Here is a 20,506-nt window from a genome sequence, read left to right as displayed (position 1 = left end):
AATTCGCAACTTGGTATGATTTGGCGCAAGCAGTCATTCAAGGAATCGAATCAAGAGGAAATAAAAATAACTATTTTTGTCAAAGATTAAGATTTAGTTAAACTAAACAATAACTCAAATTTTACAGATTAAATCACTTTGTATTCTTTGTTTAATTCTGACCACCTACTTATTTATTAATAATTGTTAATTTTCAGCATGACTCTAACGAATTTATAATATACCCAATTATTTTAAATATGCGATCGTCACTCCCGATCCGCCTTCGTTTTGCGGGGCAATTTCAAAGCGTTCTACTTGGGGGTGCTGTCCTAAAAATTCATGCACTCCTTGGCGTAGTTTTCCCGTCCCTTTGCCATGAATCACCCACAAAACGCCAGATTGGGTTGCTTGATTAATTGCCTTCTCTAGAGCCGATTCTGCTTCCATCACGCGATTCCCTCGAATATCGACGGTACTTTGTGAGGTTCGGACTAAAATGGGGGTTTTAACGCTCTGGTTTGGCGGAGGGGTTACGGGAACGGCTTTCACTTTTTCGGGAACTTCCACCTTTTTCCCGTCTAAAGATTCAATTTCCGTAAAGCTGATGGTCATCTTCATTAAACCAAATTTGATCGAAACAGTCCCCGCATCTTCAGAAACATTCGTCACCTCTGCGGTTTGCCCTAAACTGGGAATTCTGACTCGTTCCCCCACTTTCGGTTTATAAGTCTGTTGGGGTTTGGTGGCAGTTGGTAAATATTGTTCTGAAATGGCTTTTAATGCTTCTGTCGCTTTTTGGGCATCTTGAGCGGTGGGTGTTCCCTGTTGTAGTTGTCGGATAACTTTGGCTATTTCAGCTTTAGCGAAGGTGAGGGCTTTTTGAATTTCAATTTCTTGAGTTCGTTTGAGATCTTTTTCCCGTTCTTGTAAAGAAGTGGCTTTCTCAGAAACTTCGGTATAGAATTTCTCGGTTTGCTTTAAGAGTTGAGTTGCTTCTTTGGCTTTTTCTTCTTGTTCGCGGCGTTGTTGTTCTAAACCTGCGATCACTTGATTAATATCTTCAGTATATCCACCGACTCGACTTCTGGCATCTTCAATAATTTCTGGATCTAATCCTAAACGTTGGGCAATGGTTAAAGCATTAGAACGTCCTGGAATACCCCATAATAAACGATAAGTCGGGGAAATAGTTTGATCATTAAATTCGACTGAGGCGTTCTCAAAACGAGCATCTTGGTATTTGAGGGTTTTTAGTTCACCGTAATGGGTTGTTGCAATCGATAGCGTAACATGATCCGCGAGATATTTCAGGAGTGCGATCGCTAAAGCACTTCCTTCTGCGGGATCGGTTCCTGCCCCCACTTCATCGAGTAATACTAAGCTAGAACCTTCTTCTGTGTTTAATGCTTCTAAAATTCGTACAATACGCCGAATATGTCCCGAAAATGTTGATAAGCTCTGTTGTAGAGATTGTTCATCGCCAATATCTGCCAAAATCTGATCAAACCAAGGAATTTCGACGGGTTCTTTAGCAGGGACAAATATTCCCGCTTTAGCCATCAATGCAGCAAGTCCAAAAGTTTTTAGGGTAACGGTTTTTCCCCCTGTATTTGGCCCCGTAATGGCGACGACTCTTATCGGTGATACAATCTGTACATTAATTGGAATAACGGCTTTACCTTGTTCGTGGTGTTGTTGCCAAACGAGTAGCGGATGGCGTAGCTGTCTTAGGGTAACGGGTTCATCTTGTTCGACAAAACGCGGCGGGTTTGCTTCTAGCCATAAACTATATCTTGCTCTGGCTGTAGCTAGATCTAAAGTTGTGGCAACTGCGAGGAGATATTCTAAGTCTGGAAAAAAGGTAGCAACTTGTTCTGATAGTTTTCTGAGGATAATTTCTTCTTCAATTTGTTCTTGACGGCGAAACTGTCTAAGTTTGTTACCTTGTTCGATGACAGACTGCGGTTCTACATATAACGTCGCGCCAGTATTTGAGGTATCATGAATAATACCTGGTATCTGATCTTTTTGCGGGGCTTTCACTGGAATAACAAAGCGATCGCTTCTCTGGGTAATCACAGCTTCTTGTACTGCGCCCCCTTGCTTACTCATAATTTCCTGTAGTTTACGATAGATCCTTTCTCGGATCACTTTCATTTGTACCCTAACTTCCCGTAATTGTGGACTTGCGCGATCAGCTACGGTTCCGTCTTCTTCGATACAGCGATAAATTTCTTGTTCAAGTTCGGGATAAGTGCGTATATCTTCGACTAACGCGGTTAAGATCGGACAATCTTCTTGTTCTTGAATAATACGCCTTAAGCGTCTAACTCCTGCTAAAGTAGTCGCAATAGACAATAATTCTTGTCCCGAAAGCATTCCACCAATATTAGCCCTTTCTAAAGCCTCGCCAATATCAGTAATACCATCAAAAGATAATCGACCATTGGGACGTTGCTCGATTTGATATACTTCTTGAGTCTGGGATAACAGTTCTAAACTTTCTGTTTGAGTAGTAGGGAGTATGAGTTGGCGAGATGCGATCGCTCCTAATTTGGTTGCCGCAAAGGTGGAAAGATGCTGACAGAGGCGATGCCATTCCAGTAGGTCGAGGGTTTCTGCTTGGATCAAGTGCTAACTATATAATGAAATCTAAAATTTTCCTATTTATTTATCCTAACTTGATTTTGTAGTTTTTTTGAAGTACAAAGTAAGATTTTTACTTCTTCAGGTGTAACAATTCTTGTAGGGAAGCAAGCAGCCTAATTTCAGCAAAAGCAATTTCATGGTTAGGCGTTAGGATAAAGTTCCAAGAAACGTTAACCCCTAAAAGAGAGGTTTTTACATTTCCTACAACAACAATTTTAGTCTGTCCGTCTTCTGTGGGTTCAATGGTACCCTGTTTAGGATACAGTTCTAACCCTTTTGTTTCTAAAGTTAAGTATTCTACGATCGCATCTCGTCCTGTGATAGGAGACTCAAAGGGCGGTAGTAATACACCATTCTCAGCGAACAGATTAGCCGTTGCCTCAATATCACCCGCGTTAAGATAGGAGAAGTAGTTTAGGATCACGGGTTCTGTAATGCCTTCGATAGTTGTTTGAGTCGAGATCATAGAGAGTAAATTGATTCAATGCTTTAATTTACTTTATTTCCCTAATCTTAATGCTGTAACCCTTCTCAATATAGAAAAGTGACTGTAACTTTGGAATGATTAATACTAAGCAAATCAAAGAACAAGCGATCGCATTAGGATTTCACAAAGTGGGAATAGCTGTGGTAGATGAGGATCTAAGTGCGGTAAAACACTTACAAACGTGGTTAGCGATGGGATATCATGCTGATCTTGAATGGATGGAAAACCCGAAACGACAAAACATAAAAGAATGTTTTCCAGAAGTGCGATCAGTGATTTGTGTTGCGCTAAATTACTATACACCGCATCAACACTCAACCGACCAAGAAGACGCTAAAATTTCTCGTTATGGTTGGGGAAGAGATTATCACAAAGTTTTACAAAAAAAACTCAAAGCCTTAAGTCAATGGCTAGAATCACAAGAAGAAGGGATTCAAAACCGTTTCTATGTTGATACTGGGCCCATTCAAGATAAGGTTTGGGCGCAACAAGCGGGAATCGGTTGGATTGCTAAGAATGGTAACGTTATTAGCAGAGAATACGGCAGTTGGGTATTCTTAGGGGAAGTATTGACGAATTTAGTGTTAAGCCCTGATGTTCCTCATACAGAACATTGTGGCACTTGTCGCCGTTGTTTGGACGCTTGTCCGACTGGTGCAATTGTTCAACCGTTTGTCGTTGATGCTAATCGCTGTATTGCATATCATACAATAGAGAATAGGGCGGAACAGTTACCAGAGGCGATCGCTTCTAAACTGTCTGGATGGGTAGCAGGATGTGATATTTGTCAAGATGTTTGTCCTTGGAATCAAAGATTTTCCACTGAAACAGATGTCAAAGACTTTCAACCTTACCCTGATAATGTTGCTCCCAAGTTAAGCGAATTAGCAGAATTATCATTCTCTGAGTGGGATCAACGCTTTAGAGGATCAGCATTACGACGAATTAAACCCGAAATGTGGCGACGCAATGCCCGTGCCAATCTTGATTAACTTTTTTATTTACTAGGCTACAATGACTGCTAAGATTATCTTCTTTGATTTTGATGGAACGATCGCTGATACTCGTGACACTTTTATCGAAATTGTCAATCAGTTATCGGGAGAATTTGGATATAAACCTGTTGCTGAAGAAGATATTGAACGCTTTCAAAATTTAAGTTCAAAAGAAATTATCAAACAGTCGCAAATTTCACTGATCCAAATTCCGTTTCTTTTAAGACGGGTCAAAATCGAATTAAACAAAAAAATCTCAACATTGGAACCATTTATCGGTTTATCGGCTTGTTTGCATCAGCTACAGAAAAAGGGCTATACATTAGGTATTATTACCTCTAATTTAGAAAAGAATGTTATTACTTTTCTTCAAAATAATGAGTTAGATCATTTGTTTAAATTGATTTATTGTGATACGTCTTTATTTGGTAAAGATAAAGTCATTAACCAGATTATTAGAACCAATCGATTTAAAAGAGAAAATTTGATTTATGTGGGAGACGAAACTAGAGATATTACGGCAGCGCGCAAAAGTAATATTAAAATGATTGCTGTCGGTTGGGGGTTTAACTCACCCAAAATTTTAGCTAAATATGAACCCGATGTTTTGATTCATCATCCACAAGAATTATTACAAGCCGTCGAAAAATTAAATGGACAAATTTTCGAGAAATCCCCAGAAGTTCATCAAACTTTTAGATTAAGTCTTTCTCAAAAAGAAAACTATCATTTTTAGTCTAAAACTGCCGTTAGTCAGATTGAAAACCGAAGAGAAGTTATGTAATAATCGGCATAAGTTTTGAAACATCTTCTCTTCATCACCCCTAATGGTACAAACTTATTATCAACCGCCATGGTTTTTGAAAAATGGTTTCTTAAATACTGTATATCCTGCTTGGGTTTCGGTCAAGAATTGGCAAAAAATACTTAATTATACAGAACCGAAAAGCCAAGAAATTATTTTTAAAGGTGCGTCAAATGTGCCAATTTTCGCTCAGGCAGTAATCCCAGAAAACCCCAAAGGTACCATTATTGGAACTTATGGAATCACAGGAACATTAGAAAATCAATGGTTACTTAAAATCTTAGCGGATCAAGCATTGGCTAATCATTATGCTGTTATTTTATTTGATTGGCGAGCGCATGGCAAGACAGCCAAATTATCTTCTACTTTGACATCAGATGGCATATATGAGGGAAAAGATTTTATTTGTATTGCCTCACAAGCTAAAAAAATCGGCTTTCCTACTCCTTTTTGGTTTACAGGATATTCTTTAGGAGGGCAACTCGCTTTATGGGCAATGAAAGAAGCACAAACAATGAATGATTTAGAAAATAATTTAGATTTAACTGAATCTGATATTGGAGGAGGTACGGTAATTTGTCCAAATTTAGATTCTAATCGTTCTTTAGATTATTTAGTCAAACATCCCTTCGGAAAATATATCGAAAAAGCTATTACAAAAAGTTTAAAACAACTGGCTTGGGAATTATATAGTTATTATCCTAATGAAATTGATCCAGAAGCAATTAAAAGAGCCAATAGTATTCGAGGTTTCGATGATGAATTAGTGATTCAACGCTTAGGATTTTCGACAACAGAAGAATACTATAATGCGAGTAGTCCCCTTCCCTTTTTACCTCATCTCAAAAAACCAACTTTAATTTTCTATGCGGCTGATGATCCGATGTTTGAGCCATCGATTATTAAAGATTTAAAATTAGCTTGTCAGAACAATCCAAATATTAATTTAATTTTAACTCAATACGGTGGTCATGTCGGATATATTAGTAGTACCGCGTGTCAGAAAAAATTAGGCGATCCTCATCCTTGGTGGGTGTGGAATCGTTTCTTAGAATGGATTAAAGAGCAAGAAAACTTAATAAAATATTACAAATAAAACGATTATATTTTTAGTAAGTAACTAGAAAAAGCAAAAAAACATGATCGATCTTTATACTTTTACTACTCCCAATGGTCGCAAACCCGCTATTCTGCTTGAAGAAGTAGGGTTATCATACAATACACACAAAATTGATATTACAAAAGGTGAACAATTTACTCCCGAATTTATTGAAATAAATCCTAATAGTAAAATACCTGCAATTGTTGATCATGAAACAGGAATTACTGTTTTTGAATCTGGAGCAATTTTAATCTATCTTGCTGAAAAAACAAATCGATTTATGCCCAGTGATTTAGCGGGTAGAACTAAAGTCATCGAATGGGTAATGTTTCAGATGGCGAGTGTTGGCCCAATGATGGGACAGTTAAACCATTTTAAACGTTTTGCACCTGAAAAAATTCCCTATGCAATTGAACGATATGAAAAAGAGACATACCGAATTTTTAGTGTTTTAGAAAGTCAATTACAAAATCAAAATTATCTTACTGGAGATTATTCAATCGCTGATATGGCTACTTACCCTTGGGTTGCTGCCTATAATTTTGCTCACCTAACATTGGATAATCATCCTTATCTAAAACGTTGGACAGAAAGAGTAGGAGAACGTTCGGCCGTGCAGAAAGGAATGGCAATTTTACAATAGGGTAAACCGAAAAACAAAAAGGGTAAAATCCGTTCTAGTTTCTGACTCAAAATTAGTCAATAATAAAAATAGAGTAATCGAATTAGGAATCCTTTTTTGTTAGCAGAAAATACCGTCTCAAAAACCCGTTTGTGGATGCCTGAACGTGTTCTGTTTACCCCTACTGCCCTCGATGAATCATGGGGCCAGCAAATTCTCAAACGGGTAGAATCGCTGCAATTGCCTGTAGAAAAGCTTACTCAAAATCGACTTTCTATATCAGGAGACGATGAACAAGAAATTTATCGTACTGCCAAACGGACTCTAGCGGTTGTAACTGCGCCACCGAGTTCTTTTAAGCTTAGTCCCATTCCTCCTTCTGCTGACTGGCAATTCCATTTAGCGCAAGGTTGCCCCGCACATTGTCAGTATTGTTATCTAGCAGGTAGTTTACAGGGGCCGCCCGTGATTCGTGCTTATGCGAATCTATCACAGATTTTAGAGAATTTGAAAGCATATGCAAATCCTTCTAAGGTGACGAGTTATGAGGTGAGTTGTTATACTGATCCTTTAGGGATTGAGCATTTAACGGGTAGTTTGGCTGAATGTATCCGTTTCTTTGGCTCTTTTGAAGAGGGTCATCTACGTTGGGTATCTAAGTTTGATGACGTAGATGAGTTGTTAGATTTACCCCATAATAATCATACTCGTTGTCGGATGAGTGTCAATGCGGCTCCGATTTCTAGCCGATTTGAGGGGGGTACTGCATCGGTTAAGTCACGTCTTGAAGCTTTACGACGTTTAGCCTTATCGGGTTATCCTGTAGGTTTGGTGATTGCGCCAATTATGCCAATGGAAGACTGGGAGTTACATTATCAGAATTTATTTGATACGATCGCTACTACGTTATATTTTGAATGTGATCTTACTTTCGAGTTAATCACCCATCGCTTTACATCCAAATCGAAAGAAACCCTAGAAACTTGGTATCCCAATAGCAAATTAGATATGGATGAAGCGACTCGTTCTCTTAAACGGAATAAATTCGGAGGTAGTAAGTATGTTTATGATTCCGATACGATGAAAACAATGCGCCGTTTCTTTGAACAAGAAATCTCTAAACGTTTTCCTCAAGCTAAGATTCTTTACTGGACGTAATTAGAATTGAGCTAGGTTATAGTTATTGCTCCAACCTAGCTTAATCCGTCACTTGATGATTAAATGTCGGATTTTGTATATGAGGGTTTACATTGCTATCCGCTTTAACGAGATTAGCAACAATCAATAATACTGCTGCAATTAAGAAAGTAATGATTTTAGATCCCTTGAGGCTCATAGTCAGTTACTTGGCAATGAGTGTATTAGTTTAACTACAACGATAAGCCAGAGGATTTCGGGATGTCAGTCCCATCATAAGTAGAAAAAAAGGGAATCTTTTAAAATCCCCGAATAGTTGTCAAAGCTTGAGGAAATTTGGAACAATAAAGATAAAACCCTTAGAAAAATGATGTCTAATACTACTAAATCTTGGAAAATTAAACTACTCTACGATGGTGAATGTCCTTTGTGTCTACGCGAAGTCAGTTTTTTAGAAAAACATGATGCGGGACGAGGTTTGGTGAAGTTTGTCGATATCGCTGGTGATAACTATTCACCCGATGAAAATGCTGGAATCGATTACGAAACGGCGATGGGACGCATTCACGCGATTTTACCCGATGGCACAATTGTTAAAAATGTTGAGGTTTTTCGTAGAGTTTATGAAGTTTTAGGGATGGGTTGGGTTTACGCACTAACTAAAATTCCGATTATCGGTTGGATAGCAGATAGTATTTATGGGATTTGGGCCGATTTAAGGCTGACTCTAACAGGAAGACCCAATTTAACAACGATTTCGGCACAACGTCAGAAACGCTTACAGGATCAACAGTCGGGAAGATGTCGTTTAAATGTATAAAGGAAATTAAATGACTCAAGATAAAATTATTACCCTTGCTCAGTTTTTGAAATGGAAAGGACTGGTACAAACGGGAGGCGAGGCTAAACATCGCATTCAAGGGGGTGAAGTGTTAGTTGATGATTTAGTCGAAACACGACGCGGACGTAAATTAACTACTGGTCATCGGGTGACTATCGATGGTAATACATATGTAGTAGAGCTTGAGTAATCATCTTTAAATAATGAAGTTAGAGGAACTACTAAGATTTAGGCGCACTATTCGAGTCATTGGCTTCGATGATGCGCCTTTTGTTAGAGGTTTTGGAAAACCTGTCAGTGTAGCGGGTGTGATTTGCGGTAATACTCGTTTTGAGGGAATGCTATGGGGAGAAGTCGAGGTTGATGGATGGAATGGGACTGAACAACTGTGTCTAAAATTGTCTAAAAGTAAGTTTTTGCCGCAACTTCATTTAGTTTTGCTAGATGGCATCTGTTTAGGCGGATTTAATGTAATAGATTTACCGTTGCTATCCCAGACGCTAAATTTACCCTGTGTGGCACTCATGCGACGAAAACCCAATTTAGATCGGATGAAATTTGCTCTATCTCAGTTACCGTTTCCTGAAAAACGATGGGAAATTTTACGACGGGCAGGGGAAATCTATGAATATCCGCCGTTTTATTTTCAGGTACAAGGAGACAACCCCGATACGATTGCATCAGTTTTAAATATTTTAACTGATCGTGGTCATGTACCTGAAGCCTTAAGATTAGCCCATTTAATCGGTGCGGCAGTTATTAAAGGAGAAAGCGGTAAACAAGCTTAATTAAAAGCCCCTGCGGTTTCGGGAGAAGCGGCTAACTCGGCTAATTGTTCTTGTTGATCTTTACCGATACAAGATTGAATCATTTCGTCGATTTTGCCTTCTAAGGCGTTTGATAAATCAAAGTTTTGACTCAAACGGTGATCGGTAACTCGGTTATCTTTATAGTTATAAGTCCGAATTTTTTCTGATCTTGATCCTGTACCCACTTGAGAACGACGCATTGAGGTAACAGCTTCTTGTTGTTCCCGTAACTTTAATTCATACAGTTTAGCCCGTAGGATCTGCATGGCGCGTTCACGGTTTTGGAGTTGCGATCGCTCCTCTGTACAAAAAATCCGTATCCCCGTCGGTTTATGGAATAAGTCTACTGCGGTTTCTACTTTGTTAACGTTTTGTCCACCTGCACCACCCGATCTTGCTGTGGTTAGTTCGATGTCTTTGGGATCAATTTTCACTTCTACATCATCAACTTCAGGCATAATAGCGACAGTAGCAGTTGAAGTATGAACCCGTCCCCCTGCTTCCGTGAGAGGAACGCGCTGTACTCGATGCACCCCTGCTTCAAATTTGAGTTTACTGTAAACTTTTTCCCCTTGAATTTCGAGGATCGCTTCTTTAAACCCACCCATATCGGCTAGAGATTCGCTGACGAGTTTCACTTTCCAGTTTTGAGACTCGGCATATCTTGAGTACATCCGAACTAAATCACCTGCCCAAATTCCTGCTTCATCACCACCTGTTCCCGCCCGAATTTCTAACATGATGTTTTTCTCATCGTTAGGATCTTTGGGAAGTAGTAAGATTTTGAGGTGAGTTTCTAAGTCTGTCAATTGTTGTTCTAATTCAGCCACTTCTAAAGCGGCCATTTCTTTGAGTTCAAGATCACTAGCAGACTCTCGATAAATTTGTCTTGCCCCGTTTAATCTTCTTGAGTTTTTTTCCAAGCGTCATAAACCTCAACCGTTTCCTCCAAGGATGAACGAGCTTGAGCCACTTTTTGTAGTTCACCAGGTTTCGTCGCAATGTCTGGATCAGCGAGACGACGTGTTAATTCGTAGTAGGTTTGTTCAACTGATTTGAGTTTTTCAAGTAAATAAGTTTCAGCCATTGAAATTACCAAAATTTAAGTTAATTTAATTAATATTTGTAAATAGAATGAACCCAGCAGGGGAAAACTGCTGGGCCATTTTAAGTATAAAGTTAAGCTATTTGTTGTCGGCATCAGCAGCTTTATTATTTTTTTTACCGCCTCTTTCAACCATGCCATATTTACGAAGAAAGCGATCAACTCTTCCTTCTGCGTCAATAATTTTTTGGGTTCCAGTAAAAAAGGGATGATTTCCCGACCAAACTTCCACATGAATTTCAGGTTGAGTTGAACCAGTGGTCATGACGACTTCACCGTTACAAATAACTTTGGCTTCTGGGTACCAAGTAGGATGGATATTATCTTTAGGCATTGTTTTTTTGTCCTCGTTCTTATATCTATTTTATCGTTTAGAGTATTGAGGAGCTTTCCGAGCTTTATGTAAACCGTATTTTTTACGCTCTTTGGCTCTGGGGTCGCGGGTTAGATAACCTTCTGTTTTTAGAGGTTGGCGATTTTCGGGAGCGAGTTGACACAAAGCACGAGCAACACCCAATTTTACGGCATCTGCTTGACCTGTTAGACCACCGCCTTCGGCTTTAACGATGATATCGTATTCGTTTTCTAAACCCAAAGTTTCTAAAGGAGCTTTAACAGATTGTAAATAATTAGGTAAACGGTTAAAGTGAATTTCACCAGGACGACCATTAACGGTAATTTGACCACTTCCTGGAACAAGGCGAACACTTGCAACGGAAGACTTACGGCGACCAGTTCCCCAGTAAACGACTCTATCTTTAGTATCTGTAGCTTGCATTAGTTATCTCCACCGGGAATCGTATTAATTGCTAAAGTTTCGGGTTGTTGAGCTTGATGCGGATGACTGTCACCTGCATAAACTTTTAATTTGGTAAACAGTTGGCGACCTAATGTATTTTTAGGTAACATTCCTTTAACAGCTTGCTCAATAATTCTTTCGGGAAGACGAGCTTGTAGTTTATTAAAAGATTCGACTTTCATACCACCAGGTCGCCCAGAGTTACGGCGATAGAGCTTTTGTTCACCTTTTTTGCCAGTGACAACGACTTTTTCTGCGTTGATCACGACGACAAAATCACCTGTATCGAGGTGAGGGGTGTAGGTGGGTTTGTTTTTGCCCCGTAAAATCATGGCAATTTCGGAGGCGAGACGGCCTAAGCGTTGATCAGCCGCATCGATGACATACCATTTTTTTTCTAGGGTATTGAGATCGGGTAGGGGTGTTTTGTTGTTCATTTTGAGTTAAGCTCGAAGACTAAATAAAGGTTGAGCATCATACCAAAGGTGTTTAGGGAAAGGAAATTCTGGATAACCGACTCGCAATAAGCATAAGCCTTTCGCTGGGGCTGCGTATTTAACTTCCTCTCGCCGTTCTTTGACCCAGATCTGAGTAAAGTTTTCTAGCGATCGCTTACCACTGCCAACTTCGACGAGCATTCCGACAAGCAGTCTTACCATTCCATACAAAAAGCCATTTGCTTGAATCTCCAGACGAATTAATGAACCATTGCGGTGACATTCTACGTCTTGAATTTCTACCCAGGAATGCTGGCGACGCGATCCCGCTCTTTGGAAAGCGGCTAGGTGATGTTTTCCCAGTAAGGGGGTAAGTGCAGCTTGGATCAGTTCGGTTTCTAGGGGTTCGCGGTAGTAGTGCCAGCTATATGGACTGATAAACAGGTTGGGCCGTTTATCTGTATAGATGGTGTACCGATAACGTCGCCATAGTGCCGAGAACCGAGCGTGCCATGTTGGGGGAACTTGTGCTGAGGCTCGAATGAGCAGATCATCGCTTTCTAAACGAGTGTTCAAAACATCTGCCCAGCGATCAGCAGGAATCGGGCTGATGTGGTCAAAATGGGCTACTTGAGCCGCAGCGTGTACGCCAGTGTCAGTTCTTCCTGCTCCATGAAGGGTTACGGGATGATTCAAGACACTTGCGATCGCATTTTCGATCTCCTCTTGAATGCTACGATGATGGGGTTGGCGTTGCCATCCATAATAATTTGTCCCTAGATATTGAATCACTAGGGCAACTCGTTCACTTTTTGGAGTCGCGCTCAACATTCACCCAATCTAACCTTACACCAGTTCTAGGATCGCCATTTCTGAGTTGTCACCTCGGCGGGGCAGTGTCCGCAGTACACGGGTATAGCCACCTTTACGAGTGCGATAACGCTCTGGGGCTTGTTCAAACAGGCGATGTACAAGTTGTTTATCGTATATATAGCTTAAAGCCTCTCGCCGAGCAGCAAGAGAGCCATCTTTAGCTAAAGTTATCATTCTTTCCACTTCACTTTGAACCGCTTTGGCTCTGGTTTTAGTGGTTTTGATTTGACCGTGGCGGATCACTTCAGTTGCTAAAGCCCGCAATAGAGCTTTGCGTTGATCGGCCGGTAGTCCTAGTTGAGGTACTCGACAGCGATGACGCATTTTCCTTTCTCCGACTATGAATAAGATAGGATATTATGGTTTACTTTTTTCTTGAGGTAGTGTGATTCCTAGCCGCTTTTGCAGGGCTTCAATCACTTCTTCAGCCGATTTTTGACCAAAGTTTTTAATTTCTAAAAGGTCTTCTTGGCTGTAATCGAGAAGATCGGCTACGGTATTGATTTGAGCGCGTTTTAGACAATTGTACGCCCGTACCGATAGCTGTAATTCTTCGATCGGGATCTGACTTTCTGGGTTAACGTCGTCTGGATAGTCAGGCTGAATTGTATCAAGTTCGTTAAGATCTTTTAAGGGATTAAACAAACTGACGACAATTTCTGAGGCTTGAGATAAAGCTTCTTTGGGGTTAACGCTGCCGTTTGTCCAAATTTCTAGGATCAATCGATCTTTGGGTAGGTTACCTTCACCGCGTATATCTTCGACGCTGTAATTAACTTTGGTTACTGGCATAAATACCGAGTCAATTTGCAGAAAATCGAGAGAACTATTGTCATCTTTACCCCGTTCTATAGCCCGATAGCCTTTTCCTTTCTCGACTTTAAATTCCATTTCTAGTTTGGAACCAGTCGCCAAAGTTGCCACGTATTGATTTGGGTCAACTATTTCAACTTCTGAAGGAATTTCAAATTGTCCAGCGACAACTGTTGCAGGGCCGGTCGCTACTAAACGACCGATTTGCGTTTGATGGGTATGACTTTTGAAGACAATTTCCTTCATGTTTAACATGAGTTCCATGACATCTTCGCGAACGCCATCAACTGTGGCAAATTCATGATTAACCCCAGCAATCCGAATCGCTGTTACGGCTGCTCCTTCTAAATTGGACAGTAATACCCGTCTTAAGGCATTACCAACAGTTGTCCCTTGGCCACGTTCGAGAGGCTCTAGAACAAACTTACTATATTGACTTTGATTTTTTTGAGTTTTAGACTCTACACATTCAATTTGAAATTGCGCCACCGCATGACCTCCCTTGTTTGCCGTCTTTCTCGATTTGTCTTTTGTCTTTTGTCATTTTGACTCTTGACCTATGACTAATCTCTAGACTCTCCTCCGTTTCGGGGGACGACAGCCATTATGAGGAATGGGTGTTACATCACGAATCAGGGTGATTTCAATTCCTGCACCTTGTAAGGCTCGAATTGCGGTTTCTCGTCCCGCACCAGGGCCACTTACCATGACTTCTAACTGACGCATTCCCTGTTCAATGGCTCTACGTGCTGCGTTGTCGGCTGCGGTTTGAGCCGCAAATGGGGTTCCTTTTTTGGCTCCTTTGAAGCCACTTGAGCCAGCCGAAGCCCAAGAGATGACATCTCCTTTGGTATCTGAGATAGTAACAATTGTGTTATTGAAGGTGGACTGAATATGAGCAACGCCGTTCGGTACGTTTTTTTTTGCTTTTTTCGGCCCACTTTTTTTAGTTGGTCGCGCCATAGTACTTTACTTAAATAAAAGGAACTAGATAGAGTCAACAAAGTTTTATTTCTTAGCTGGTGCTTTTTTCTTCCCAGCTACGGTTACCCGTCTGCCTCGACGAGTCCGGGCATTTGTTCGGGTTCGTTGTCCTCGTACCGGTAGCCCTAAACGGTGGCGACGACCTCGATAGGTACCAATATCCGCCAGCCGCTTAATATTCATTGCCTCCAACCGTCTCAAATCACCTTCGATTTCAAAGTTGGTTTCAATGTATGCTCGAAGATTGGCAACTTCTTCGTCTGTTAGATCTTTGACTCTAGTGTCTGGATTGACACCCGTATTTGCTAAAACTTCTTGTGAACGAGTTAGACCAATCCCGTATAGATAAGTTAGTGCGATTTCCACACGCTTATCGCGGGGTAGGTCTACACCTGAGATCCTTGCCACGCGTTATTACTCCCTTTGTTTTTTTGTTGTCTATAACCAAACGATCGTTTATGATGAAATCAACTAACCTTGACGTTGTTTATGTTTGGGGTTAGTACAAATTACCATCACTCGGCCGCGTCGTCTGATTACACGGCACTTTTCACACATTTTTTTGACTGACGCTCTAACTTTCATGCCTAATTCATTAATGGCAACACTGCAAGCTTTTTATTATATCAGTAAATTAAGGTGATTGTCATCTTATATAATAAAACTATTTTTGAAACCAAGCTAGTTCCTCTGAAAATTTTATTTTTTATTTTTGAGTCGATAAGTAATCCGACCTTTGCTCAGGTCATAGGGGGTTAGTTCTACTTTGACCCGATCCCCTGGTAAAATTTTGATATAGTTGCGGCGAATCTTGCCCGAAATATGGGCTAAGACGTTAAATCCGTTATCTAAATCAACTCTAAACATCGCATTGGGTAAGGATTCGGTAACCGTTCCTTCCATTTCGATTAAGTCTTGTTTGGACAAAGTACAATTCCTCGGGTTTGAGATAATAAATAAGCGACGGAAAAACATTTAATCATGTGTTGAGCATTGATTTGCCCTATTTTAGCTGATCCGTCTTAAATTGATCTTAGCAAAATTTTACTAGCCACCGTAACTAGCGACTCAGTTTAGCTTTGAATTAGTTCTGTACAATATCTTTTAAAGATTGAGTGACTTCATTAGTACCTCTATTTCCATCAACGATATGTAAGTTTCCTTTGCGTCGATAGTAGTCGGTAACGGGTTCGGTTTGCTCATGATACACTTCTAAACGTCGTCTAATGGTTTCTTCGGTATCATCTTGACGACCGCGTTTTAATAATCGATCAATTAAAACGTCATGGGGAACTTCTAAATCAATCACACACGGAGCAGCATAATTAATTTCGCCTAAAAGCTCATCTAAAAAAGTAGCTTGAGAAACACTGCGGGGAAAACCATCTAAGATCCAACCTTTTTGAATGTCTTGATCATGAAGTCGTTCCCGTACCATGTCGAGAATTAATTCATTAGGAACTAATTCTCCTTGATCCATGTAGCCTTTTGCTTTTTGTCCTAGAGGAGTGGAGTTAGCGATCGCACTTCTAAGAATTTCCCCAGTTGAAATATGTGGAATATCTAACAATTTTGCTAATATTTCGGCTTGTGTTCCCTTTCCTGAACCAGGCGGGCCTAAAAAAATTACTCCTGTTGCCATTGAAAAACCTATTGTTTTAATTTGAACTTTTTATTGAGCGAAAAAGGGCAGGTGTGATCCCTACCCCGCAAAAACGATTTATTGTTTAATCATCCCCTCATAACGTTGAGAGATGACATAAGTTTGAATCTGTTTTGCTGTATCGATCGCGACCCCAACTAAAATTAGAAGAGAGGTTGCGCCAAATCCTTGGAAAGTTGGAACATTGGTCGCTCTTTCTACCAAACTCGGTAACGTCGCAACTAGACTTAAAAAGATGGCACCGAGGAAGGTCAAACGATTAAGTACACCTTCTAAATAATTGCTGGTTGCGGTTCCTGGTCGTATCCCTGGAATACTGGTACCCATTTTTTTCAAGTTTTGGGACATATCTTTCGGGTTAACGATCAAAGACGAGTAGAAGAAACTAAAAAAGAAAATCATCAGGCAGTAAAACAAAATATAAGCCCAACTGCCAGGACTTAGAACATTAGCAATTTGAGCAACCGCCGAACCTACGGGATTACCTGTAGGAATACTGCGGGCTAACTGAAAAGGTAAAATCAAAACGGCTGAAGCGAAAATAATCGGCATAACACCGCCTTGATTAAGGCGTAACGGAAGATAATTAGCACGTTCGCGGTAGACTCGGCCTCCTACCTGACGACGGGCTGAAACGATTGGGATACGACGAGTTCCTTCTTGAACGAAAACGATCCCGATAATCATGGCGAGGAAGACTAATAACAAAATCACTACTTGAGCGATCGCTTGTCGTCCCCCTTGTTGAGCATAAGTAATCGTATCACCAAGGGTTTTAGGTAAAACAGCAACAATGTTAACAAAAATTAATAAAGATGCTCCGTTCCCGATGCCACGTTCGGTAATTAGTTCTGAGATCCACATGACAAACATTGAGCCTGCCGTGAGAGCGACTACTGTGGTAAAAATCGGGAAAAATGTATTAGGAATAATATCATTAGAAGCGAGTAAGCCGATCGCAATTCCTAAACTTTGAATAATAGCCCATCCTAACGCCACATAGCGAGTAATTTGGGAAATTTTTCGCCGTCCTGCTTCTCCTTCATTTTTTTGTAAATCTTCTAAAGAGGGGATAGCCTGAGTTAGCAACTGCATGATAATTGATGCGTTGATATATGGCAAAATACCCAAGGCAAAAATACCCAGGGTAGATAGACCGCCTCCAGTAAAAATATCTAAAAAACCTAATGCCGCGTTACCTTGAATCAGTGAGAGAAATTTAGTCCGATCAATTCCAGGTAAGGGAATAAAAATACCTAAACGAACTAAAATCAATAATCCAAGGGTAACAAGCAGCCGACCTCTTAGGCCTGCCGCTTGTGCCATTTGCAAAAAGGTTTCTTGCGCCGTGGGAGTTTTATCTCGACTGACGACCATTAATGGCTACCTCTAATTTATTTTTTTTCTCTTGACAAGTGATGGTGGTGGAAACGATTATATTTTTTTAATATTTCCCCTTCTTTTTTATGATATACGCAATTGAAGAAGGGTTAGGCTTCGATCACTTCCCAACTGCCTCCCGCTTGAGTAATTTTTTCTTTTGCCGATTCAGTAAAGGCGGCGGCTTTCACCGACAAAGCGACGTTAATTTCACCTTGTCCAAGGATTTTTAGAGGCCCGTCATTCGTCGTAATAATTCCCTCTGCCATCAAGGTTTCAAGATTCACTTCAGAAGACGTGGCTAAATTAGCGAGTTTACCAATATTAATAATGGTGTATTGCTTCTGATTAACAAGGGGAAAATGTTTTAGTTTGGGCAGACGGCGATAAAGAGGCATTTGACCCCCTTCAAAACCAGGTCTTGTCCCTGAACCTGAACGAGATTTTTGTCCCCGCATTCCAAAGCCACAACTTGCGCCTTGACCTGCACTAATGCCGCGACCGACACGACGGCGACGCTTTTTAGACCCTTCTTTGGGTGCTAATTCGTTTAATTTCAGCATGATGTTTTTTAGGTATATAGATGTTCTACAGGAAGACCCCGTTCTTGAGCGACTTCAGTGAAGGAACGAACCGACTCTAGAGCATTAATCGCGGCTCTAGCATTATTGAGGGGGTTATTTGAACCGAGTTGCTTAGCGAGAATGTTTTTTACGCCAGCAAGTTCTAGAACAGTACGAACAGCACCCCCTGCAATTACCCCCGTACCAGGAGCCGCAGGACGCATCATCACTTTAGCCCCACCAGATGCTCCAGTAGAGACGTGACTAATTGAGCTTGCTTTGGTGAGGGAGATATCAATGAGTTGTTTTTTGCCATCTGCTACACCTTTACGAACAGCACCGATGACATCACTGGCTTTTCCAACACCTACGCCGACTTGGCCGCTTTCATTCCCAACAACAACAATCGCACGGAAGCTGAGTTTTTTACCGCCTTTGACGACCTTACTGACCCGACGAATTTGGATAACTCGTTCTTGCCAGTTGGTTTCTTTTTCTTTTTTGATGCTTTTTCTTTGACGCTTTGCCATAATTTTTCCTAATCTTAGAAATTTAATCCAGCTTCGCGGGCTGCTTCGGCTAAAGATTTGATCCGACCGTGATAAAGGTTGCCACCTCGATCAAAAACAACTTGTTCGATTCCTTGTTCTAAGGCGCGTTGAGCCACTAAGCGACCGACTTCGGCACTGGCTTCACAATTGGCACCCGTCGAAAGTTTTTCTTTCAATGCGGGTTCTAAGGTCGAAGCGGCGGCTAGAGTATGTTGAGCCGTATCGTCGATCACTTGGGCGTAAATATGGTTGTTTGACCGAAAAACGCACAAGCGAGGACGTTCGGATGTGCCGTTGACTTTTTTGCGAATCCGTCGATGGCGACGGGTTAACGATTCTCTGCGAGTCATTTTCATGATTATTTTTTCCCAGTCTTACCTGCTTTACGACGAACGAATTCACCTTGATAGCGAATACCTTTACCTTTATATGGTTCAGGGGGACGCACATCCCGAATTTTCGCGGCGGTATTTCCGACTTCTTCTTTATTGATGCCACTGACGATGACTTGGGTGTTGTTTTCGACAGTCACCTGTACGCCTTCAGGCATCGGCATTTCAACGGGTTTACTATAGCCGACGTTGAGAATGATTTTTGAGCCGCCTTGAGCTTGGGCTCGATAACCGACCCCTTGAATTTCGAGGCGTTTTTCAAATCCTTTAGAGACTCCTTCAACCATGTTTGAGACGAGAGTACGACAGAGGCCGTGTCTTTCCCTAGCGGTTCGGGATTCATCTTGACGCACCACATTAATGGTGTTGCCTTCCTGTTCTAAGATGACTTTATCAGGTAGGGTTCGTGCTAAGGTGCCTTTTGGCCCTTTAACGGTGATTTGAGAACCGTTAAGCGTGACAGTCACCTTGTCAGGGATGGAAATAGGTCGTTTACCAATACGAGACATAGTTTTGAGTTACTCGTTGCAAAATTACCAGATATAACAGAGGACTTCACCGCCGATTTTTTGCTTCCGTGCTTCTCGATCGGTCATAATGCCTTGAGAGGTGGAAACGATCGCAATTCCAATCCCACCGAGAACGCGGGGTAGGTCTTTGCTGTTGGAATACACTCTTAAACCTGGTTTACTGACTCGTTTGAGAGTGCTAATAATCGGTTGACGGTTACGCCCTTTGTATTTTAAAGAGATGACTATTTGTTTTTGGATGCCTTCGCCTGTTTCAGAGTAGTCTTCGATGAAGCCTTCTTCTTTGAGAACTTTAGCGATACTCAGTGTCATTTTAGTCGTTGGTATTGAGGTTGTCGGATGACGCACAGAACAAGCGTTGCGAATCCGAGTCAGCATATCAGAGATGGTGTCGTTAGATGCCATTATTACCTATTGGTTTCTCTATCATGTTAATTTGTACGGAAGGGCATACCCAGTTCTTTGAGGAGGGCGCGGCCTTCTTCATCGGTTTTAGCGGTGGTGATGATCGAAATATCCATCCCCCGAATCTGATCGATGCTATCGTATTGAATTTCAGGAAAGATCAATTGTTCGCGGATGCCGATGCTGTAGTTGCCTCGTCCATCGAAGCTATTGCCACTCACGCCACGAAAGTCACGAATGCGAGGTAGGGCTAAATTCATGAAACGATCTAAAAAGGCGTACATCCGCTCTGAACGAAGAGTTACCATTACGCCGACGGGCATTCCTTCACGGATTTTAAAACCTGCGATCGCTTTTTTAGCACGAGTCACTACGGGTTGTTGTCCAGTGATGGTCGCCAATTCTTTAAGAGAAGATTCTAGAGCTTTGGCATTTTGTGAGGCTTCACCAAGTCCTCGGTTAACGGTGACTTTTGTCACTTTCGGGATTTCGTGAACGTTTTTGTAGCCAAATTGTTCAACTAATTTAGGTACAACGGTGTCTTGATAAATTTGTTTAAGTCGTTGAGTCATTGCTTTTTTT

The 20,506-nt window shown here is 41.1% G+C and carries 28 protein-coding genes and 1 pseudogene; 8 read left to right on the top strand and 21 right to left on the bottom strand.

Annotation, left to right across the window (positions count from 1 at the left end):
- Positions 1-228 precede the first annotated feature (228 nt).
- A complete protein-coding gene (locus tag CFPU101_RS21385; RefSeq protein ID WP_206817394.1) occupies positions 229-2,613 on the bottom strand; it encodes an endonuclease MutS2 in 2,385 nt (794 codons plus the stop codon).
- Positions 2,614-2,701: 88 nt separating this feature from the next.
- A complete protein-coding gene (locus CFPU101_RS21380; protein ID WP_206817392.1) occupies positions 2,702-3,097 on the bottom strand; it encodes a nuclear transport factor 2 family protein in 396 nt (131 codons plus the stop codon).
- A gap of 95 nt (positions 3,098-3,192) precedes the next feature.
- Here CFPU101_RS21380 and queG point away from each other — a divergent pair, with 95 nt between their 5' ends.
- The 8 genes from queG to CFPU101_RS21340 all read left to right on the top strand — a co-directional run bounded on the left by queG (position 3,193) and on the right by CFPU101_RS21340 (position 9,408).
- On the top strand, positions 3,193-4,110 hold the full coding sequence (gene queG / locus CFPU101_RS21375; protein ID WP_206817390.1) for a tRNA epoxyqueuosine(34) reductase QueG: 918 nt from the start codon (positions 3,193-3,195) through the stop codon (positions 4,108-4,110).
- 22 nt (positions 4,111-4,132) lie between these two features.
- On the top strand, positions 4,133-4,849 hold the full coding sequence (locus CFPU101_RS21370; RefSeq protein WP_206817388.1) for an HAD hydrolase-like protein: 717 nt from the start codon (positions 4,133-4,135) through the stop codon (positions 4,847-4,849).
- 91 nt (positions 4,850-4,940) lie between these two features.
- Positions 4,941-6,014, top strand: a complete 1,074-nt coding sequence (locus tag CFPU101_RS21365; protein WP_206817386.1) for a YheT family hydrolase — start codon at positions 4,941-4,943, stop codon at positions 6,012-6,014.
- Between the two features lie 43 nt (positions 6,015-6,057).
- Positions 6,058-6,663 (top strand): glutathione S-transferase N-terminal domain-containing protein, encoded by a 606-nt coding sequence (locus CFPU101_RS21360; RefSeq protein ID WP_206817384.1) that lies wholly within the window; start codon positions 6,058-6,060, stop codon positions 6,661-6,663.
- A gap of 96 nt (positions 6,664-6,759) precedes the next feature.
- Positions 6,760-7,800: a spore photoproduct lyase family protein gene (locus CFPU101_RS21355; protein WP_242578149.1), complete on the top strand. Its 1,041-nt coding sequence runs from the start codon at positions 6,760-6,762 to the stop codon at positions 7,798-7,800.
- A gap of 349 nt (positions 7,801-8,149) precedes the next feature.
- Complete coding sequence (locus tag CFPU101_RS21350) at positions 8,150-8,599, top strand: thiol-disulfide oxidoreductase DCC family protein (protein WP_206817404.1); 450 nt, start codon at positions 8,150-8,152, stop codon at positions 8,597-8,599.
- A 10-nt stretch (positions 8,600-8,609) separates the two neighbouring features.
- On the top strand, positions 8,610-8,810 hold the full coding sequence (locus tag CFPU101_RS21345) for an RNA-binding S4 domain-containing protein (protein WP_206817382.1): 201 nt from the start codon (positions 8,610-8,612) through the stop codon (positions 8,808-8,810).
- A 13-nt stretch (positions 8,811-8,823) separates the two neighbouring features.
- Entirely contained in the window at positions 8,824-9,408 is a 585-nt protein-coding gene (locus CFPU101_RS21340; RefSeq protein ID WP_206817381.1) for a DUF99 family protein, read from the top strand.
- Here the strand turns inward: CFPU101_RS21340 and prfA are convergent.
- The 19 genes and pseudogenes from prfA to rplE form a co-directional block, all read right to left on the bottom strand.
- A pseudogene (prfA, locus tag CFPU101_RS21335) lies at positions 9,405-10,516 on the bottom strand (peptide chain release factor 1). The gene CFPU101_RS21340 and the pseudogene prfA sit on opposite strands and share 4 nt — an antisense overlap.
- A 97-nt stretch (positions 10,517-10,613) precedes the next feature.
- Positions 10,614-10,868, bottom strand: coding sequence for a 50S ribosomal protein L31 (gene rpmE, locus CFPU101_RS21330; RefSeq protein ID WP_206817380.1), 255 nt, complete (start codon positions 10,866-10,868; stop codon positions 10,614-10,616).
- Between the two features lie 30 nt (positions 10,869-10,898).
- Positions 10,899-11,312, bottom strand: a complete 414-nt coding sequence (gene rpsI, locus CFPU101_RS21325) for a 30S ribosomal protein S9 (protein WP_206817379.1) — start codon at positions 11,310-11,312, stop codon at positions 10,899-10,901.
- Positions 11,312-11,770: a 50S ribosomal protein L13 gene (gene rplM, locus CFPU101_RS21320; RefSeq protein WP_206817378.1), complete on the bottom strand. Its 459-nt coding sequence runs from the start codon at positions 11,768-11,770 to the stop codon at positions 11,312-11,314. The genes rpsI and rplM overlap by 1 nt, the downstream gene beginning before the upstream one ends.
- 6 nt (positions 11,771-11,776) lie before the next feature.
- Complete coding sequence (gene truA / locus CFPU101_RS21315; protein WP_206817377.1) at positions 11,777-12,601, bottom strand: tRNA pseudouridine(38-40) synthase TruA; 825 nt, start codon at positions 12,599-12,601, stop codon at positions 11,777-11,779.
- 15 nt (positions 12,602-12,616) lie between these two features.
- A complete protein-coding gene (rplQ, locus tag CFPU101_RS21310) occupies positions 12,617-12,967 on the bottom strand; it encodes a 50S ribosomal protein L17 (protein WP_206817376.1) in 351 nt (116 codons plus the stop codon).
- A 33-nt stretch (positions 12,968-13,000) separates the two neighbouring features.
- Positions 13,001-13,945, bottom strand: coding sequence for a DNA-directed RNA polymerase subunit alpha (locus CFPU101_RS21305; protein WP_206817375.1), 945 nt, complete (start codon positions 13,943-13,945; stop codon positions 13,001-13,003).
- 81 nt (positions 13,946-14,026) lie between these two features.
- On the bottom strand, positions 14,027-14,419 hold the full coding sequence (gene rpsK / locus CFPU101_RS21300) for a 30S ribosomal protein S11 (protein ID WP_206817373.1): 393 nt from the start codon (positions 14,417-14,419) through the stop codon (positions 14,027-14,029).
- 45 nt (positions 14,420-14,464) lie between these two features.
- Positions 14,465-14,848 carry a 30S ribosomal protein S13 gene (rpsM, locus tag CFPU101_RS21295; protein ID WP_206817371.1) on the bottom strand — a complete coding sequence of 128 codons (384 nt, stop codon included), beginning with the start codon at positions 14,846-14,848 and terminating at the stop codon, positions 14,465-14,467.
- Positions 14,849-14,911: 63 nt separating this feature from the next.
- Positions 14,912-15,025 carry a 50S ribosomal protein L36 gene (rpmJ, locus tag CFPU101_RS21290; protein WP_015145004.1) on the bottom strand — a complete coding sequence of 38 codons (114 nt, stop codon included), beginning with the start codon at positions 15,023-15,025 and terminating at the stop codon, positions 14,912-14,914.
- 114 nt (positions 15,026-15,139) lie between these two features.
- A complete protein-coding gene (gene infA, locus CFPU101_RS21285; protein ID WP_106455023.1) occupies positions 15,140-15,367 on the bottom strand; it encodes a translation initiation factor IF-1 in 228 nt (75 codons plus the stop codon).
- Positions 15,368-15,524: 157 nt separating this feature from the next.
- The gene (locus CFPU101_RS21280; RefSeq protein WP_206817369.1) at positions 15,525-16,082 is read right to left on the bottom strand and encodes an adenylate kinase; all 558 of its coding nucleotides are present in this window, start codon (positions 16,080-16,082) and stop codon (positions 15,525-15,527) included.
- A 78-nt stretch (positions 16,083-16,160) separates the two neighbouring features.
- Positions 16,161-17,480 (bottom strand): preprotein translocase subunit SecY, encoded by a 1,320-nt coding sequence (gene secY / locus CFPU101_RS21275; RefSeq protein WP_206817367.1) that lies wholly within the window; start codon positions 17,478-17,480, stop codon positions 16,161-16,163.
- Between the two features lie 113 nt (positions 17,481-17,593).
- A complete protein-coding gene (gene rplO / locus CFPU101_RS21270; RefSeq protein ID WP_206817402.1) occupies positions 17,594-18,043 on the bottom strand; it encodes a 50S ribosomal protein L15 in 450 nt (149 codons plus the stop codon).
- An 11-nt stretch (positions 18,044-18,054) separates the two neighbouring features.
- Positions 18,055-18,576: a 30S ribosomal protein S5 gene (rpsE, locus tag CFPU101_RS21265; RefSeq protein ID WP_206817365.1), complete on the bottom strand. Its 522-nt coding sequence runs from the start codon at positions 18,574-18,576 to the stop codon at positions 18,055-18,057.
- 14 nt (positions 18,577-18,590) lie between these two features.
- Entirely contained in the window at positions 18,591-18,953 is a 363-nt protein-coding gene (gene rplR, locus CFPU101_RS21260) for a 50S ribosomal protein L18 (RefSeq protein ID WP_206817363.1), read from the bottom strand.
- A gap of 2 nt (positions 18,954-18,955) precedes the next feature.
- On the bottom strand, positions 18,956-19,498 hold the full coding sequence (rplF, locus tag CFPU101_RS21255; RefSeq protein ID WP_206817361.1) for a 50S ribosomal protein L6: 543 nt from the start codon (positions 19,496-19,498) through the stop codon (positions 18,956-18,958).
- A 24-nt stretch (positions 19,499-19,522) separates the two neighbouring features.
- A complete protein-coding gene (rpsH, locus tag CFPU101_RS21250) occupies positions 19,523-19,924 on the bottom strand; it encodes a 30S ribosomal protein S8 (protein ID WP_206817359.1) in 402 nt (133 codons plus the stop codon).
- Positions 19,925-19,950: 26 nt separating this feature from the next.
- Positions 19,951-20,496, bottom strand: a complete 546-nt coding sequence (gene rplE / locus CFPU101_RS21245) for a 50S ribosomal protein L5 (protein ID WP_206817357.1) — start codon at positions 20,494-20,496, stop codon at positions 19,951-19,953.
- Positions 20,497-20,506 lie beyond the last annotated feature (10 nt).

Source organism: Chroococcus sp. FPU101, assembly GCF_017312365.1.
Taxonomy (GTDB): domain Bacteria; phylum Cyanobacteriota; class Cyanobacteriia; order Cyanobacteriales; family Microcystaceae; genus Chroococcus.
Note: the sequence above shows the minus strand (reverse complement) of the source record. Positions and strands in the feature narration are given on the sequence as shown.

Bases quoted from the DNA above. Each gene is read 5' to 3' on its own strand.
- CFPU101_RS21380 (WP_206817392.1), bottom strand. From the start codon at position 3,097: ATGATCTCGACTCAAACAACTATCGAAGGCATTACAGAACCCGTGATC.
- queG (WP_206817390.1), top strand. From the start codon at position 3,193: ATGATTAATACTAAGCAAATCAAAGAACAAGCGATCGCATTAGGATTT.
- CFPU101_RS21370 (WP_206817388.1), top strand. From the start codon at position 4,133: ATGACTGCTAAGATTATCTTCTTTGATTTTGATGGAACGATCGCTGAT.
- CFPU101_RS21365 (WP_206817386.1), top strand. From the start codon at position 4,941: ATGGTACAAACTTATTATCAACCGCCATGGTTTTTGAAAAATGGTTTC.
- CFPU101_RS21360 (WP_206817384.1), top strand. From the start codon at position 6,058: ATGATCGATCTTTATACTTTTACTACTCCCAATGGTCGCAAACCCGCT.
- CFPU101_RS21350 (WP_206817404.1), top strand. From the start codon at position 8,150: ATGTCTAATACTACTAAATCTTGGAAAATTAAACTACTCTACGATGGT.
- CFPU101_RS21345 (WP_206817382.1), top strand. From the start codon at position 8,610: ATGACTCAAGATAAAATTATTACCCTTGCTCAGTTTTTGAAATGGAAA.
- CFPU101_RS21340 (WP_206817381.1), top strand. From the start codon at position 8,824: ATGAAGTTAGAGGAACTACTAAGATTTAGGCGCACTATTCGAGTCATT.
- rpmE (WP_206817380.1), bottom strand. From the start codon at position 10,868: ATGCCTAAAGATAATATCCATCCTACTTGGTACCCAGAAGCCAAAGTT.
- rpsI (WP_206817379.1), bottom strand. From the start codon at position 11,312: ATGCAAGCTACAGATACTAAAGATAGAGTCGTTTACTGGGGAACTGGT.
- rplM (WP_206817378.1), bottom strand. From the start codon at position 11,770: ATGAACAACAAAACACCCCTACCCGATCTCAATACCCTAGAAAAAAAA.
- truA (WP_206817377.1), bottom strand. From the start codon at position 12,601: ATGTTGAGCGCGACTCCAAAAAGTGAACGAGTTGCCCTAGTGATTCAA.
- rplQ (WP_206817376.1), bottom strand. From the start codon at position 12,967: ATGCGTCATCGCTGTCGAGTACCTCAACTAGGACTACCGGCCGATCAA.
- rpsK (WP_206817373.1), bottom strand. From the start codon at position 14,419: ATGGCGCGACCAACTAAAAAAAGTGGGCCGAAAAAAGCAAAAAAAAAC.
- rpmJ (WP_015145004.1), bottom strand. From the start codon at position 15,025: ATGAAAGTTAGAGCGTCAGTCAAAAAAATGTGTGAAAAGTGCCGTGTA.
- CFPU101_RS21280 (WP_206817369.1), bottom strand. From the start codon at position 16,082: ATGGCAACAGGAGTAATTTTTTTAGGCCCGCCTGGTTCAGGAAAGGGA.
- secY (WP_206817367.1), bottom strand. From the start codon at position 17,480: ATGGTCGTCAGTCGAGATAAAACTCCCACGGCGCAAGAAACCTTTTTG.
- rpsE (WP_206817365.1), bottom strand. From the start codon at position 18,576: ATGGCAAAGCGTCAAAGAAAAAGCATCAAAAAAGAAAAAGAAACCAAC.
- rplR (WP_206817363.1), bottom strand. From the start codon at position 18,953: ATGAAAATGACTCGCAGAGAATCGTTAACCCGTCGCCATCGACGGATT.
- rplF (WP_206817361.1), bottom strand. From the start codon at position 19,498: ATGTCTCGTATTGGTAAACGACCTATTTCCATCCCTGACAAGGTGACT.
- rpsH (WP_206817359.1), bottom strand. From the start codon at position 19,924: ATGGCATCTAACGACACCATCTCTGATATGCTGACTCGGATTCGCAAC.
- rplE (WP_206817357.1), bottom strand. From the start codon at position 20,496: ATGACTCAACGACTTAAACAAATTTATCAAGACACCGTTGTACCTAAA.